Origin of the sequence: Arthrobacter sp. MYb23 (assembly GCF_002979775.1) — a bacterium.
In the GTDB taxonomy this organism is placed as follows: Bacteria; Actinomycetota; Actinomycetes; order Actinomycetales; family Micrococcaceae; genus Arthrobacter.
In genome coordinates, this window is the sequence record NZ_PCPR01000002.1 from 432,178 (window position 1) to 445,387 (window position 13,210).

Consider the following 13,210-nt stretch of genomic DNA (forward strand, 5'->3'; position numbering starts at 1 on the left):
AAACCTCAATGACTGAATCTGTTTGGGCGCCGGACGGCGGCAACTTGGTGGTGCACGCGGACAACGCGGAGTTCCTCCCTACGCTGCCGGACGGCGCCTTCACACTCATCTACGTGGACCCGCCCTTCAACACGGGCCGGGTCCAACGCCGCCAGGAAACCCGCATGGTCCGCAATGCGGACGGCGACGGCGACCGCGTCGGCTTCAAGGGCCGCTCTTACGACACCATCAAGGGCGCCCTGCACAGCTACGACGACGCCTTCAGCGATTACTGGTCCTTCCTGGAGCCCAAGCTCGTGGAGGCCTGGCGACTGCTGGCCGACGACGGCACCCTCTACCTGCACTTGGACTACCGGGAAGTCCACTACGCCAAGGTGATGCTGGACTCGATCTTCGGCAGAGAATGCTTCCTCAACGAGATCATCTGGGCCTATGACTACGGCGCACGCGCCAAGAACCGCTGGCCCACCAAGCACGACAACATTCTGGTGTACGTCAAAAACCCCACCAAGTATCACTTCAACAACGCCGAAGTGGACCGGGAACCTTATATGGCTCCCGGCCTGGTGACGCCCGCCAAGCGCGAGCTCGGCAAGCTGCCCACAGACGTCTGGTGGCACACCATCGTCTCGCCCACGGGCCGCGAAAAGACCGGCTACCCCACCCAAAAACCCGAAGGCCTGGTACGCAGGATAGTCTCCGCGTCCAGCCGTGAGGGCGACTGGTGTCTTGATTTCTTCGCCGGCTCAGGGACCCTGGGTGCCGTTGCAGCCAAACTGGGCCGCAACTTCGTGTGCGTCGACCAGAACGAACAGGCCATCGACGTCATGCGGAAACGGCTTGGCACCACGGCAGATTTCCGACAAAGCGGGTCCTTGCCGGACACGGGCATGGATCAGGAAGCACCCTTCACGAAGGCCTGAACGGCGTCCGCGATCATCTGAACGGCGATTGCTGACAGCAGCAAGCCGGCGATCCGGGTGACGAGCTCCACCCCGTTTTCACCGAGGACGCGCTGCACCACTCCTGCGAAACGCATCGCCAGGTACAGCGAGCCCAGCACCACGGCGATGCCGAGGCCCACGGCCAGATATTCCGCGAGCTGGCTGGACTGCTGCACGAACACCATGACGGCAACGATCGCACCCGGCCCGGCCATGAGCGGGGTTCCCAGCGGCACGAACGCCACGTTCTTGTACTTGGCCGCATTCTCTTCGCCGCTGGTGGAGCCAGTCAGCAGCTGCAGTGCGATGAGCACCAGAAGCAGCCCTCCGGCGCCCTGCAAGGCCGCCAGGGAGATGTGCATGTAGTTCAGGATGGACTGCCCAAAGATCGCGAACACCACAATCACACCGGTGGCCACCAGAAGGGCTTGGAACGCTGAGCGGTTCCGATCCTTGGCCGACATCTGCGCCGTCAAGGACATGAAAATCGGCACAGTGCCCGGCGGGTCCATGATGACGAAGAGCGTGACGATCACGGAGGCCAGCAGCTGCAGATCCATCAGCGGATGACCGTGCTGCCCGTGGCCAGCTCCTCGATCCGGGCCAAGACCTCGGGCGAGGTAGTGTTCTCGCCCAACAGATTGGGTTTGCCTGCCCCGTGGTAATCCGAAGATCCTGTCATGAGCAACCCGTGTTCGGCGGCCAGGCCACGGAGGAAGGTGCGGCCCTCCTCCGGGTTGTCCCGGTGCTCAACCTCAAGTCCCAACAGTCCGGCATCAATCATGTCCCGGTAGGTACGCTCCCCCACGATCCGTCCCCTCGATGAGGCCACCGGATGGGCGAAGACGGGAACGCCACCGGCCGCGCGGACAAGCTCGACGGCGAAAGCCGGGTTGGGCGCATAGTGCTGCACGAAGTACCGCGAGTGCGAGGTGAGGATGGAGGTGAAAGCCTCCGTTCGATCTGCCACCACGCCAGCGGCCACCAAAGCATCGGCGATGTGCGGGCGGCCTACCGTGGCGCCGGGGGCAACATGGTGGATCACGTCGTCCCAGGTCAACGGGTAATCCTCGGACAGCAAAGTGACCATATGCTCGGCACGGGTAAGCCTTGCATCCTTGGACTTGGTGATTTCCTCCAGCAGGCCCGCATGGGAGGGGTCATGGAGGTAACTCAGCAAATGGACACTGATTCCCTGCTCCGTCCGGCAGGAGATCTCCATTCCGGGGATGAACGCAATGCCATGTTCCCGGGCAGTCGTGGCGGCAGGCTCCCAGCCATCCGTGGAATCGTGGTCAGTCAAAGCCACGGCGTCAAGACCGGCCGAAACGGCTGAGATGATCACGCCGGCCGGTGTCTCGGTTCCGTCGGAAACATTTGAGTGCGCATGCAGGTCTATCCTCACTTTCCCAGCCTATGGGATGCAGGCCCGCTTGGAGTGTTGCGGCGTTGGCCTCCTCACGTAACTGGTGGGACGATGTAACGGTGAACGATGCCGAAAACACCCAAAACTCGTCCTCCCAGCCACTGCAGGAGCGTGTCAACAACCGCTCGCAAAGGCCCACATCAGATGCCTTCAAGGCATTCATGGCCAGCAATTGGGCGCCCGCCCCGCAGGTGACCCCTGCGCGTGACGCCGTTGCAGACCACGCCGCACGCCGACGTCGTGCTATTTCCGAACAGTTCAAAGGCGAACGCCTCGTCATCCCGGCCGGTCCGCTGAAGGTCCGGTCCAACGACTGCGACTACCGCTTCCGCCCCCACTCCGGCTTCGCCCACCTCACCGGATTGGGCTTGGACCACGAGCCTGACGCCGTGCTGATCCTGGAACCGGCCGCAGAAGGAAAGGGCGACGACGGCGGTCACCACACTGCCACCCTCTACTTCCGTCCGTTGGCCGGCCGGGACACCGAGCAGTTCTACGCTGACTCGCGTGCAGGCGAGTTCTGGATCGGTGCGCGGCCCACACTGGCCGAATTCGAAGCCCGTCTCGGCCTCCCCACCGCGCACATCTCCGAGCTTGAGATGGCTATCACCAAGAATGTTGGCGCCCCGGAAATCGGCGGCATCTCCATTCGGCTGGTCCGCAAGACGGACGAGAACATTGACGCGCTGGTGGACACCGCCCGCTACAACACTGCCAAGGACCCTGAGAACCTGGACCTCGGCGAACTCGACGCCCTGGATGAGAAGCTCAGCGAGGCTTTGTCCGAAGTGCGCCTCCTCAAGGACGAGTGGGAAATCGAGCAGATGAAGATCGCCGTCGCGGCGACGGTGGAAGGCTTCGCCGACGTCGTCCGTGCCCTGCCCCGCGCCCTGACGCACCAGCGCGGCGAGCGTGTTGTTGAAGGTGCCTTCTTTGCCCGCGCCCGCGAGGAAGGCAACGAACTCGGTTACGACACCATTGCCGCGTCCGGCAACAACGCCACGGTCCTACACTGGAACCGCAACTCCGGAACCGTCAACGCCGGCGAACTCCTGCTCCTGGACGCCGGAGTGGAGGCCGACTCCCTCTACACGGCAGATATCACCCGTACGCTTCCGGCCACGGGCACCTTCACGGAAGTGCAGCGGAAGGTATATGAGGCCGTCCTCGACGCCGCAGATGCAGGCTTCGCAGCCGCTCAGCCGGGCGTGAAGTTCCGGGACATCCACACCGCAGCAACCACCGTCCTGGCCGAACGCCTCGCCGAATGGGGCTTGCTGCCTGTGTCCGTCGAGGAAGCCGTCAGCCCGGAGGGCCAGCAGCACCGCCGCTGGATGCCGCACGGCACCAGCCACCACCTGGGCCTCGACGTCCACGACTGCGCGCAGGCGAAGCGTGAACTCTACCTCGATGGAGTCCTGACCGAGGGAATGGTCTTCACGATCGAACCTGGCCTGTACTTCAAGAACGAAGACCTCGCCATTCCGGAGGAATACCGCGGAATCGGCGTTCGCATCGAAGACGACATCCTCATGACCGCAGACGGCCCCGTCAACCTCAGCGCCGCGTTGCCGCGCAAGGCTGACGACGTCGAATCCTGGATGGCCGGCATCTACCAGGAAGCCCAGGGCTAAGCCCCTGCCGTTGGAGTAACGCAGTAACTTAAGAAGGCAGAAAGGGAAGGCCACCGGGATCTGAACTGATCCCCGGTGGCCTTCCCTTTCTGCTGCGCGGAAGCGTCTACTGCTTGGAGGAATCCTCGGAGCCGGACTGCTGTCCATCTTCCTGCGGTGCGTTCTGTGCCGGGTTCTGTCCTTCGGTTACCCGGACACCGTACTGCGGACGGCCGTCCGGGAGGTCGGGGTACCGGACAGCTGCCGGTGTGGGGGCCTGCGCGGGCTGGTTCGCCGGTGCCTCGTTCTGTCCCTGCGGAGTGCTTGGGGCGCTGGACTCGGGACCGCGTTGGCCATAAGGATCATTCCACGTGGTAGGCCGCTCAGGTGCCTGGCCAGGCTGCTGGAACGGTGCATTCGGCTGGTTGTAGTTGCTGGTCTGCGGTGTGGCAGCCTGCGACGGATTCATGGGCAGCTGGTGGAGCAGGCGGCGGGCCTCCTGGGCTGCCTCCACGGCGACGATCACATCGTAATTGGTGGCCACCACCTGGCTGGTGGAGGTGAAGTCACGCTTTCCGCGTTGCGTGGCATAGGTGACGATCCCGAACAGCATGAAGAACGCCGCCCCCATCAGCACTGAGGTGATGATGGAGAACGGACCCCCTGCGGGCGTAAAGAAGGACAGCATGACGCCGACGAAGAGGCCGAACCACATGCCACTCAGGGCACCGGACAAGGCCACCCTGGGGTAGCTCAGCCGGCCGGTCACCCGCTCCACCATTTTGAGGTCGTTACCCACGATCGACACCAACTGAACAGGGAACTGCTGATCTGCGAGGTAGTCCACCGCCTTCTGGGCATCCAAATACGAGGTGTATGAACCTACGGTGTCCCCCTGGGGAACACTGCGGGACTCCTCAACGGCTTTGGGACCACCAAAAATGTTTGACATAGCCCCATTGTGTCTCATGGACATGTGTAGAGGCTGGAATTCAGCTAAAAGAGAGCAGACTCGGTAGCCTGTAAATATGAGCACACATCCTTCACGCGTCTTCGTCGCGCGCTTGCTCGGCTTGGACGTCTTCGACCCCCTGGGCGATCGTCTTGGCCGATTGCGCGACGTCGTGGTGCTCTCCCGCGGCACCCGTGGTGCTCCCCATGTGGTGGGCATCGTGGTTGAAGTTCCGGGCAAGAAGCGGGTGTTTGTTCCCATGACGCGTATTACGTCCATCGATCAGACCCAAATCATTTGCACCGGCCTGGTGAACTTGCGGCGTTTCGAGCAGCGCGGTGCCGAAACTCTGGTGGTCGCTGAGATGTTCGACCGCCGCGTGACGCTGGCCGATGGCAGTGGAGACGCCACGATCGAGGACATCGCCATGGACCAACACAGGTCCAAGGACTGGTTTGTCAGCAAGCTGTTCGTCCGCCGCGGCCATTCCCTGTCGCCCTTCGGCAGGCTCCGCCGTAACGAGACGCTGATCATCGATTGGGCCGATGCCCAGACCGGCGCCCACAACGAACCCCAGGCCGCCACGCAGTTCGTTGCCACTCACGAAGACCTTAAACCTGCCGACTTCGCCGAAGCCCTTCAGGAAATGAGCGACAAACGGCGCTTTGAAGTGGCAAGTGAGCTTCAGGATGAACGCCTCGCCGATGTCCTCCAGGAACTCCCGGAAGATGACCAGGTGGAGATCCTCTCCGCACTTGATGTGGAACGCGCCGCTGACGTCCTCGAAGAGATGGATCCTGACGACGCCGCCGACCTCCTGGCCGAGCTTCCCTCCGCCCAGGCTGAAGAACTGCTTCAGCTCATGGAACCCCAGGAAGCCGAGGACGTCCGCCGCCTCCTCGAGTACGACGAAGACACCGCCGGTGGCCTGATGACTCCGGTCCCGGTCATCCTCCCGCCTGAGGCCACTGTGGCGGAAGCCCTTGCCCACGTCCGCCGCGAAGAGCTCTCGCCTGCGCTGGCCTCCTCCATCTTCATCGCCCGTCCACCGTTGGAGACCCCCACCGGACGTTTCCTGGGCGTGGTGCATATACAGCAGCTTCTGCGCTTCCCTCCGCCGGAACCGTTGGGCAACCTCGTCGATAAGAACCTTGAACCGCTCTCGGATCAAGCCCACATCTCCGAAGTTGCCCGGACCTTGGCGACGTACAACCTGAATTCACTTCCAGTCGTGGACGACGACGGCCGCCTTGTGGGGGCGGTGACTGTTGATGACGTGCTGGATCACCTGTTGCCGGATGACTGGCGCGCCCACGAGGACGACGCCCCTATAAGGAAACTTGGAGGCCGCATTGGCTGATAACAACGCCACCCGATCCGCCAAGTCCACAGGACGCACCGGCAGCAGCCTCGACACTCCCCTGAGCGGACGCCAACGCATCCTGCCCAAGTTCTCACCGAACCCGGACGCTTTCGGGAACGCTACGGAGGGCTTCGCCCGGTTCATGGGTACGCCCACGTTCCTGGTTTACATGACGGTGTTCTGTGTGTTCTGGCTTGCCTGGAATTCATTCGCTCCCACGGACTGGCAGTTCGACCGCATGGAGCTGGGCTTCACCCTGCTGACGCTCATGTTGTCGCTGCAGGCCTCCTATGCGGCTCCCCTTCTGCTGCTGGCCCAAAACAGGCAGGATGACCGCGACCGTGTCTCGCTCCAGCAGGACCGCCAGCGTGCGGAACGCAATCTCTCTGACACCGAGTACCTCACGCGGGAACTGGCTTCGCTCCGCATTGCCCTGCGCGAAGTAGCCACCCGTGACTACGTCCGGACCGAACTCCGAAGTCTGCTTGAAGACATCATTGATGCCCAGGAGGAACTCCGTGAGAACGAAGCCGCCTCGGATGGCACGGAATCACCGGGTGAGAAGGTCAAGGAGAAACTGAAGGAAAAGCGCGATAAATCGCGCGGCCCCCGCACCCAGCAGATTCCGAAGGTCCGCCCGCCGCGAGCCGCAGGTCCACAGCATTCAACGGCCAAAACATCACCCGAAAACCCCGAAAGCTGAGCCTGACCATATGAGCACCGCATCGGCCGAGGCGCTGCATGCTGCCTTGGCAACCGTCATTGATCCCGAACTCCGGCGCCCCATTACGGAACTTGGGATGGTGGAGTCGATCTCTGCGAACGATGACGGCACTGTGCAGGTGGCTGTTCTGCTGACCATTGCCGGATGCCCCCTGCGCGAAACAATTACGAAGGACGCCAGCGACGCCCTCCTCGGAGTGGAAGGCGTCACCGGCGTGGACGTGGAACTGAAAGTCATGTCCCCCGCCCAGCGGGAAGCCCTCAAGGAACAGCTCCGCGGACCCGGTGGACAACGCGGCATCCCCTTTACCAAACCTGATTCGCTGACCAAGGTGTACGCCGTGGCCAGCGGTAAAGGCGGTGTAGGAAAGTCATCGGTCACGGTCAATCTGGCCTGCGCGCTGGCCGCCCAAGGCCTCCGTGTGGGGATAGTGGACGCCGACGTGCACGGCTTTTCCGTACCGGCGCTGATGGGGATCACCCAGAAGCCCACTCAGGTGGACGACATGATCCTTCCACCCGTGGCCTACGGCGTGAAGGTCATCTCCATCGGCATGTTCGTTGACGGCAACCAACCCGTGGCATGGCGCGGTCCCATGCTGCACCGGGCCCTTGAACAATTCCTCACCGACGTTTACTTCGGTGATCTCGATGCCCTCTTCCTGGACCTGCCTCCCGGCACGGGGGACATCGCCATCTCCGTGGCGCAGCTTCTGCCCAATGCGGAAATCCTGGTGGTCACCACTCCGCAGGCAGCTGCCGCTGATGTGGCCGAACGAGCCGGCACCATCGCCACACAGACCGGACAGAAGGTGGCCGGCATCATCGAGAACATGTCCTACCTGGAAATGCCCGACGGCGGCCGCATGGAATTGTTCGGAAGCGGCGGCGGCGCCATCCTGGCTGAGCGGTTGAGCACTGCCGTGGGCACCGACGTTCCGCTCCTCGGCCAGATTCCGCTGGACATCCGCTTGCGGGAGGGCGGCGACGCCGGGAAACCCGTGGTTCTGGCAGCACCTGAGACGGCCTCCGCGAAAGCACTGGAAGGCATTGCTGGTTCCTTGGCCACGCGGCCCCGTGGGCTGTCCGGCAAGCCTTTGGGCATCCAGCCCCGCTAGGCCCAGGCCACGAGGCCTGGGCTGGCGGGTCTTTTGCTGACCTGACGGCGAACTGGCTGATCCAACGCCCTCAAGGGGCCGTCAGCTACTTGAGCTCAGGTCGCCTCGGTGTCGAAGGGTGCGGCTTCGCCCTCGGCCAGCCGCTCAATGACCCGCACCGGGGTCTTGGGTTTTACATCTACGGCCGCGGCAGCAGCAGGGGCTCCTGCACTGACAGGCTTCTCGTCATCAAGAAGCGCATCCTTGATGATGCGCCGGGGATCATATTGACGAGGATCGTACTTCTTCCAGTCGACCTCATCGATGTCAATGCCGACTTCTTCTTTAATCTGCTCGCGGGCGCCGGAAGCCATACGACGCACTTCCTTGACCAGGTTGGCGAGCTTTTGAGTGTATTCGGGCAAACGGCTGGGACCGATGACGAGTACGCCGATAATCAGAAGGAGTATGAACTCCGGGCCGTTGATTCCAAGCACGTTACGAAGATTACCTTGTCTCTGGTGCCGCTCCTAAACCGGCAGGACGGAGGATGGTCTGGAGGCCTCGCAGCACCCTTTTGTACCATGCCTCCTGATCCTCATGGCCAGGAGTCCTCAACATGGACTCCCCCGCACGGACGATTTCAGGGACAGCATCGTCTGCGCTGTCCGCCGGGAGGTCCGATGCGTAGCTGATAACGGCTGCAGGCATGGTGTAGACGGCCTTCCACGGGGTTCCCTGCGTGACGGAGAGCCGCGCGGAAGAAGAACGCATCTGGGCCGATCCGTCCGCAGGCAGGTGTTCCTCCACGATGGTGGCATAGTGGCCGTTGCTCTCGAGCCTGATCTCCACGGCCGGGTTGCCGTTATGGCTGGTGGCTTGGGCGGATACCACGCGGAAGCCCATGCCGGACAACTCGGGGCAGGCCCACCCTTCGGCCCGCAGCGACTCCAACTGTTCGGGGGTCAAACTGACCGCGCTCCCGGCTCGAAACGCCGGTCCCACCATGGTCTCAGCGGGGCTTCCCGTCCAGGCACCGGCCAGGGAGCTGGCGGTGCTTGGTCCCGCGAAGGCTTGCGGCTCGGCATCGCCGGCGATCACGTAGGCGGACGCAGCCAGAGCCCCTGCACTGACCATCAGGGCGCCCACAGCGATGCCCGCGACACGAAGACCCCGCAACCGCCGGTCGGGATACTGCAGTGGTGAATGTTGAGGCGTTGAGCCGGAATGCCCCGGCTCTTTGGCCAGGCGTTCTGTGTGCTGGATCAAGCGGGCGGCAAGATCCTGGCTGGCTTCAGGGACGGCCGAGCCACGGAGGCGCTCAAGGTACTGCCGTTCGCGGCGGAGAGCCATCCGGCATTCGTCGCAGCGCTGCAGGTGCTCCGGGCTGCGCGTATGGCGCAGGGCAGCCATTCTGCGCCGGGAGAAGACTCCCGGCCGAAGGGGACGTCGAGGCATCGACACCCTAAAGGATGCTGGCGATGCGGGGCATCTTCAACCGCGGCTTGCGCGCCTCTGCAGGGCGCGGATCGCGGTGGGCAAGTTTCTCGCGGAGCATGGTCCGTCCGCGGTGGATACGGGACCTGACAGTCCCCAGTTTCACACCGAGCGCCTCGGCTACTTCGTCATAGGAAAGACCTTCGAGATCGCACAGCACGACGGCGGCGCGGAAGTCCGGCGGGAGTTCTTCCAACGCCCGCTGGACATCGAGGTCAAGGTTGTTGTGCTCGAAGCTCTGCTCAGGTCCCGGCTCACGGCCGGGCAATCGGGATTCGGCATCTTCTGCGAGCGCATCGAAGCGGATGCGGCTCCTGCGCCGTGCCCCGTCCAGGAACAGGTTGGTGGTGATACGGTGCAACCAGCCATCCAGGGTTCCCGGTTTGAAGTTTTCGAGGGACCGGAAAACTCTGACGAAAACCTCCTGGGTGAGGTCCTCGGCGTCGAACTTGTTGCCGGTCAGGCGATAGGCGAGGCGATATACCTTGGCGGAGTGATTTGAAACCACTTCCTCCCAGCTGGGCATGACCCAATCAGTAACGGCCTCAAGGCTTTCCGATGTTTGGACTGGCGCAGCATGCGATGCCGGCATCGTCCACTCCCCTCAAACTGTGGTTCACCGAATATTCGGTGCCGCCCACCTCATGGATGACCGGAGCATTATCATCCCAAGTTTGTCTGGGAATTTCCTGACTGGCAGGCGTTTTCTCCGCAAGGCTGAAAACGGTGGTGGACACACCCCCGGAGAGCTGCCCCGCAGCGGGTTTGCGGGTGCGGACACAGTAGTCTTGGTACAAACACCCCTCCCCGCGGAAAGCGAACCCCTTCATGAGTGCCGACAAGTCAAGCAGCTGGTCCTACGCAGAAGATCTGCCGGCTGAGGATGACGTGTTGTTGCGCGCCCGTGAGCGCTCCTTTGAACTGGGTGTTACCCCCATCAGCCCCGGTGTAGGTGCCGTCCTGACGGTACTCGCTGCCGCTTCCAAAGCGCAGACCGTGGTGGAAGTGGGCTCCGGCGCAGGAGTGTCCGGGGTTTGCCTGCTGCGTGGTCTCAGCCCCCATGCTGTGCTGACCACCATTGATGTGGACGTCGAACATCTGAAGGCCGCGAGGGAAGCATTCCTGGAGTCCGGTAGCCCGGCCAACCGTACCCGCACCATTTCAGGCCGTGCAGCTGATGTCTTGCCACGACTGACGGACTCGGCCTATGACCTCGTGTTCATCGACGCCGACAAGCCGAACTTCCCCAAGTATGTGGAACAGGCAATCCGCCTCCTGAAGTCAGGCGGCACCCTGGTGATCAACGATGCTTTGGACAAGGACCGCGTCGCCAACCCGGCAGCGCGTGAGGCAACCACCGTGGTTTTGCGTCAGATTGTGAAGGCCATCCGCGACGACGAACGGTTGGCGTCGGCGATGCTGCCTACGGGCGATGGGCTTCTGGTTGCCGTCAAGAAGTAGGGTTCCTGCCAGCAGGATGAAAACAGCTTAAACAAAAGCAGGGCCCCGGCTTGCCGGGGCCCTGCTTTTAAAATCTATCCAAACGCCTATTCAGTAACGCCTACGAGGCATTCCTTGAGGTTGGCCGCTTCCGCAGCGTTGAGTTCGACAACGAGTCGTCCTCCGCCTTCGAGCGGCACACGCATAATCAAGCTGCGTCCCTCTTTGGTAACTTCCATAGGGCCGTCGCCGGTACGTGGTTTCATAGCCGCCATTAGGAAAATCCCCTCCATTTGTCCCAAGTCACGCCAACCCGGCCGGGCTGGTTCCGCGTCGCAATTGCAGCCGGCGGCACCGCTTGGGAGGCCGCCTTGGCCGGGCACTTTTCGGTGCTCTGTCCTTGCTCTTGGTCCATTATCCCGTAATTACCTGTCCGTAGCTAATCAAACGCGCATTTGTCCGGACTTTGTACATACTCCGCTTGCGCGGCATACGTCCACGTCAGGGCGGATAGTCCCCGCCGCCGGGGAGCTGCGCCCACGCCCACAGCCACACCACCCAGACGATCTGGAGGAGGACGAACATCACCACGACGGTCCCCCGGTACGCTTTGGATTTGGAGAGCAACGCCACCGCCAATGCCAGCGGAAAGAGTGGCAGCAGCATTCTGAAGGTGCTGGTCTGGGGATGAAGGAAGACCAGCAGATAGCCCATGTAGCAAGCGCACCAAAGCCGCAACTCAGTTCCCAACGCCCTGACCGGCCTGGACATCATGACCAGAACGAAAAGTGCCGTGAAGACGAACGGGGCCAGCACGCCCAACACAGGACCGAACAGCATCCGGCCCGTGTCGAACCACGGTTTGAAAGGCACAAGATCGTGCCCCCGCCACGCAGTTTCGGTGCGTGTGTAGGCAGTGAGTTCACCGGTGGTTGCCCAGGCAATGGCTGGCCACGCGAGAGCTCCAATACCCGCCACGAGCACCAGTGCCCCCAGCGAGAGTAAGCTGCGCAACGACGTCGGGTCGTCGTCACCGCCTGAAACGGGGGCTGGCCGTGTCCCTGACGGCCAGAAGCGCTGCCACAGACGCCAGAGCAACAGCAATCCCACCATGGCTGCAAAGGGGACTCCCGTGGGCCTGGAAAGACACATGAGAAGCACTACCGGAATGGCGGCCAGATACCGGCGCCGCACCACCAGTAACAGCGCACCGGACAACAGCAAGAGGTTTAAGGACTCGGCGTACGGGACCTGAAGGATCGGGGACACCGGAAAAGTGGAGACGAAGACGACGCCCCACAGCGCCGCGCGCTTGCCTGCGAACTCGCGGAAGAGTTGGTAAATCACCAGTGCCGCACCCACACCAGCCAGCGTCGCTATGAGGGTGAGGGCAGGCAGGGTTCCCATCCCGGTGGCTGCAGCGAGGCCTCGGGCCAGGAAGGGGAAGAGCGCATAGAACGCCCAGGCGTTTTGCTGGACCACGCCATTCGCGTCCACGGGTAGAACCGAGGGATAGCCGTTGTCAGCAGCTTCCTGATACCAGCGTCCATCCCAGATAGTGATGAAGTTCCAATAATCCGGCGCGGGTGGGAACCAGGGGTTCGTTCCTTGGTGGATGGCTGCCGCCATGAAGACACAGGCGCTGACGAGCCGGGCTGCGACAAAAATCAAGGTTACCTGCAGCCACCATGGCCAACCGCCCATTCGTGCGGCCGCGCTTGATAGCCCCAGGGAAAGCCGGTCCGCGGGTCCCCGCTGCGGCTGCGTCTCTGAGGAGGGCGTCTGCGAGGCAGGGATCTGCGAACTCACTGCCGGGCCCGGCCGGTTTCGCCATCCTCAAGACGAGGCTGAACCAAGGCACCGAGGCGTTCAATCTCGCGGTCCTTGGCCTTCAATTGGTCCCTCAGCTCCTCCAGGACCTGGTCAACCTGATCCATCCGGTAACCACGAAGGCCCAAGGCAAAACGCAGGGAATCCACATCCCCGGGTTTGGCATCCTCCGGCAGCAGGACAGCCGGCAGATTGGGGACGGGTTGTTCAAGCCCCGCTCCAATGGAGCGCCCCTTGACGATTCCGGCACCGAGATACAGCGCCGCACCAACGAGGACGATCGCGAGAAACACCAGGAAAAAGCTCACAGTGTCCATGGTGCCAG

15 protein-coding genes are annotated in these 13,210 nt (G+C 62.7%); 6 read left to right on the top strand and 9 right to left on the bottom strand.

Going from position 1 to position 13,210, the window contains the following annotated elements:
- Positions 1-8: 8 nt before the first annotated feature.
- Positions 9-923 carry a site-specific DNA-methyltransferase gene (locus tag CQ020_RS04395; RefSeq protein ID WP_105690715.1) on the top strand — a complete coding sequence of 305 codons (915 nt, stop codon included), beginning with the start codon at positions 9-11 and terminating at the stop codon, positions 921-923.
- Here the strand turns inward: CQ020_RS04395 and CQ020_RS04400 are convergent.
- Positions 896-1,504, bottom strand: coding sequence for a MarC family protein (locus CQ020_RS04400; RefSeq protein ID WP_105690716.1), 609 nt, complete (start codon positions 1,502-1,504; stop codon positions 896-898). The genes CQ020_RS04395 and CQ020_RS04400 overlap by 28 nt on opposite strands.
- Positions 1,504-2,349, bottom strand: coding sequence for a PHP domain-containing protein (locus tag CQ020_RS04405; protein ID WP_105690717.1), 846 nt, complete (start codon positions 2,347-2,349; stop codon positions 1,504-1,506). Before CQ020_RS04405 ends, CQ020_RS04400 begins: the two co-directional genes overlap by 1 nt.
- Before the next feature lie 80 nt (positions 2,350-2,429).
- Between CQ020_RS04405 and CQ020_RS04410 the strand changes: the two genes are divergently transcribed.
- The gene (locus tag CQ020_RS04410) at positions 2,430-4,004 is read left to right on the top strand and encodes an aminopeptidase P family protein (protein ID WP_105690793.1); all 1,575 of its coding nucleotides are present in this window, start codon (positions 2,430-2,432) and stop codon (positions 4,002-4,004) included.
- Between the two features lie 106 nt (positions 4,005-4,110).
- Here the strand turns inward: CQ020_RS04410 and CQ020_RS04415 are convergent, their stop codons facing one another.
- Positions 4,111-4,935 (bottom strand): general stress protein, encoded by an 825-nt coding sequence (locus tag CQ020_RS04415; protein WP_181151744.1) that lies wholly within the window; start codon positions 4,933-4,935, stop codon positions 4,111-4,113.
- Positions 4,936-5,011: 76 nt separating this feature from the next.
- Here CQ020_RS04415 and CQ020_RS04420 point away from each other — a divergent pair, with 76 nt between their 5' ends.
- The 3 genes from CQ020_RS04420 to CQ020_RS04430 are packed head-to-tail and all read left to right on the top strand — an operon-like array spanning position 5,012 to position 8,139.
- A complete protein-coding gene (locus CQ020_RS04420; protein WP_011775428.1) occupies positions 5,012-6,295 on the top strand; it encodes a magnesium transporter MgtE N-terminal domain-containing protein in 1,284 nt (427 codons plus the stop codon).
- On the top strand, positions 6,276-7,001 hold the full coding sequence (locus tag CQ020_RS04425) for a DUF1003 domain-containing protein (RefSeq protein WP_105690718.1): 726 nt from the start codon (positions 6,276-6,278) through the stop codon (positions 6,999-7,001). Before CQ020_RS04420 ends, CQ020_RS04425 begins: the two co-directional genes overlap by 20 nt.
- 10 nt (positions 7,002-7,011) lie before the next feature.
- Positions 7,012-8,139: an Mrp/NBP35 family ATP-binding protein gene (locus tag CQ020_RS04430; protein ID WP_105690719.1), complete on the top strand. Its 1,128-nt coding sequence runs from the start codon at positions 7,012-7,014 to the stop codon at positions 8,137-8,139.
- 95 nt (positions 8,140-8,234) lie between these two features.
- On the opposite strand, the gene CQ020_RS04435 is transcribed toward CQ020_RS04430, so the two are convergent.
- Genes CQ020_RS04435 through sigE form a run of 3 tightly spaced genes read right to left on the bottom strand, consistent with a single transcriptional unit; the run spans position 8,235 to position 10,207 of the window.
- Entirely contained in the window at positions 8,235-8,615 is a 381-nt protein-coding gene (locus CQ020_RS04435) for a Sec-independent protein translocase TatB (RefSeq protein ID WP_105690720.1), read from the bottom strand.
- 10 nt (positions 8,616-8,625) lie between these two features.
- On the bottom strand, positions 8,626-9,576 hold the full coding sequence (locus CQ020_RS04440) for a hypothetical protein (protein ID WP_258141705.1): 951 nt from the start codon (positions 9,574-9,576) through the stop codon (positions 8,626-8,628).
- A gap of 7 nt (positions 9,577-9,583) precedes the next feature.
- The gene (gene sigE / locus CQ020_RS04445) at positions 9,584-10,207 is read right to left on the bottom strand and encodes an RNA polymerase sigma factor SigE (protein ID WP_024817449.1); all 624 of its coding nucleotides are present in this window, start codon (positions 10,205-10,207) and stop codon (positions 9,584-9,586) included.
- 236 nt (positions 10,208-10,443) lie between these two features.
- On the opposite strand from sigE, the gene CQ020_RS04450 reads away from it, so the two are divergent.
- Positions 10,444-11,076, top strand: coding sequence for an O-methyltransferase (locus CQ020_RS04450; RefSeq protein WP_024817450.1), 633 nt, complete (start codon positions 10,444-10,446; stop codon positions 11,074-11,076).
- An 86-nt stretch (positions 11,077-11,162) separates the two neighbouring features.
- On the opposite strand, the gene CQ020_RS04455 is transcribed toward CQ020_RS04450, so the two are convergent.
- The 3 genes from CQ020_RS04455 to CQ020_RS04465 form a co-directional block, all read right to left on the bottom strand.
- Positions 11,163-11,330, bottom strand: a complete 168-nt coding sequence (locus CQ020_RS04455; RefSeq protein ID WP_009357720.1) for a DUF3117 domain-containing protein — start codon at positions 11,328-11,330, stop codon at positions 11,163-11,165.
- A 226-nt stretch (positions 11,331-11,556) separates the two neighbouring features.
- Positions 11,557-12,759: a hypothetical protein gene (locus CQ020_RS04460; RefSeq protein ID WP_181151760.1), complete on the bottom strand. Its 1,203-nt coding sequence runs from the start codon at positions 12,757-12,759 to the stop codon at positions 11,557-11,559.
- Between the two features lie 101 nt (positions 12,760-12,860).
- The gene (locus CQ020_RS04465) at positions 12,861-13,202 is read right to left on the bottom strand and encodes a DivIVA domain-containing protein (RefSeq protein WP_105690722.1); all 342 of its coding nucleotides are present in this window, start codon (positions 13,200-13,202) and stop codon (positions 12,861-12,863) included.
- Positions 13,203-13,210: the final 8 nt, after the last annotated feature.

What these genes read in the sequence shown, in the direction of transcription:
- CQ020_RS04420 (WP_011775428.1), top strand. Translation starts at nt 5,012, where the DNA reads ATGAGCACACATCCTTCACGCGTCTTCGTCGCGCGCTTGCTCGGCTTG.
- CQ020_RS04450 (WP_024817450.1), top strand. Translation starts at nt 10,444, where the DNA reads ATGAGTGCCGACAAGTCAAGCAGCTGGTCCTACGCAGAAGATCTGCCG.
- sigE (WP_024817449.1), bottom strand. Translation starts at nt 10,207, where the DNA reads ATGCCGGCATCGCATGCTGCGCCAGTCCAAACATCGGAAAGCCTTGAG.
- CQ020_RS04460 (WP_181151760.1), bottom strand. Translation starts at nt 12,759, where the DNA reads ATGGGCGGTTGGCCATGGTGGCTGCAGGTAACCTTGATTTTTGTCGCA.
- CQ020_RS04465 (WP_105690722.1), bottom strand. Translation starts at nt 13,202, where the DNA reads ATGGACACTGTGAGCTTTTTCCTGGTGTTTCTCGCGATCGTCCTCGTT.
- CQ020_RS04440 (WP_258141705.1), bottom strand. Translation starts at nt 9,576, where the DNA reads ATGCCTCGACGTCCCCTTCGGCCGGGAGTCTTCTCCCGGCGCAGAATG.
- CQ020_RS04400 (WP_105690716.1), bottom strand. Translation starts at nt 1,504, where the DNA reads ATGGATCTGCAGCTGCTGGCCTCCGTGATCGTCACGCTCTTCGTCATC.
- CQ020_RS04395 (WP_105690715.1), top strand. Translation starts at nt 9, where the DNA reads ATGACTGAATCTGTTTGGGCGCCGGACGGCGGCAACTTGGTGGTGCAC.
- CQ020_RS04415 (WP_181151744.1), bottom strand. Translation starts at nt 4,935, where the DNA reads ATGTCAAACATTTTTGGTGGTCCCAAAGCCGTTGAGGAGTCCCGCAGT.
- CQ020_RS04455 (WP_009357720.1), bottom strand. Translation starts at nt 11,330, where the DNA reads ATGGCGGCTATGAAACCACGTACCGGCGACGGCCCTATGGAAGTTACC.
- CQ020_RS04430 (WP_105690719.1), top strand. Translation starts at nt 7,012, where the DNA reads ATGAGCACCGCATCGGCCGAGGCGCTGCATGCTGCCTTGGCAACCGTC.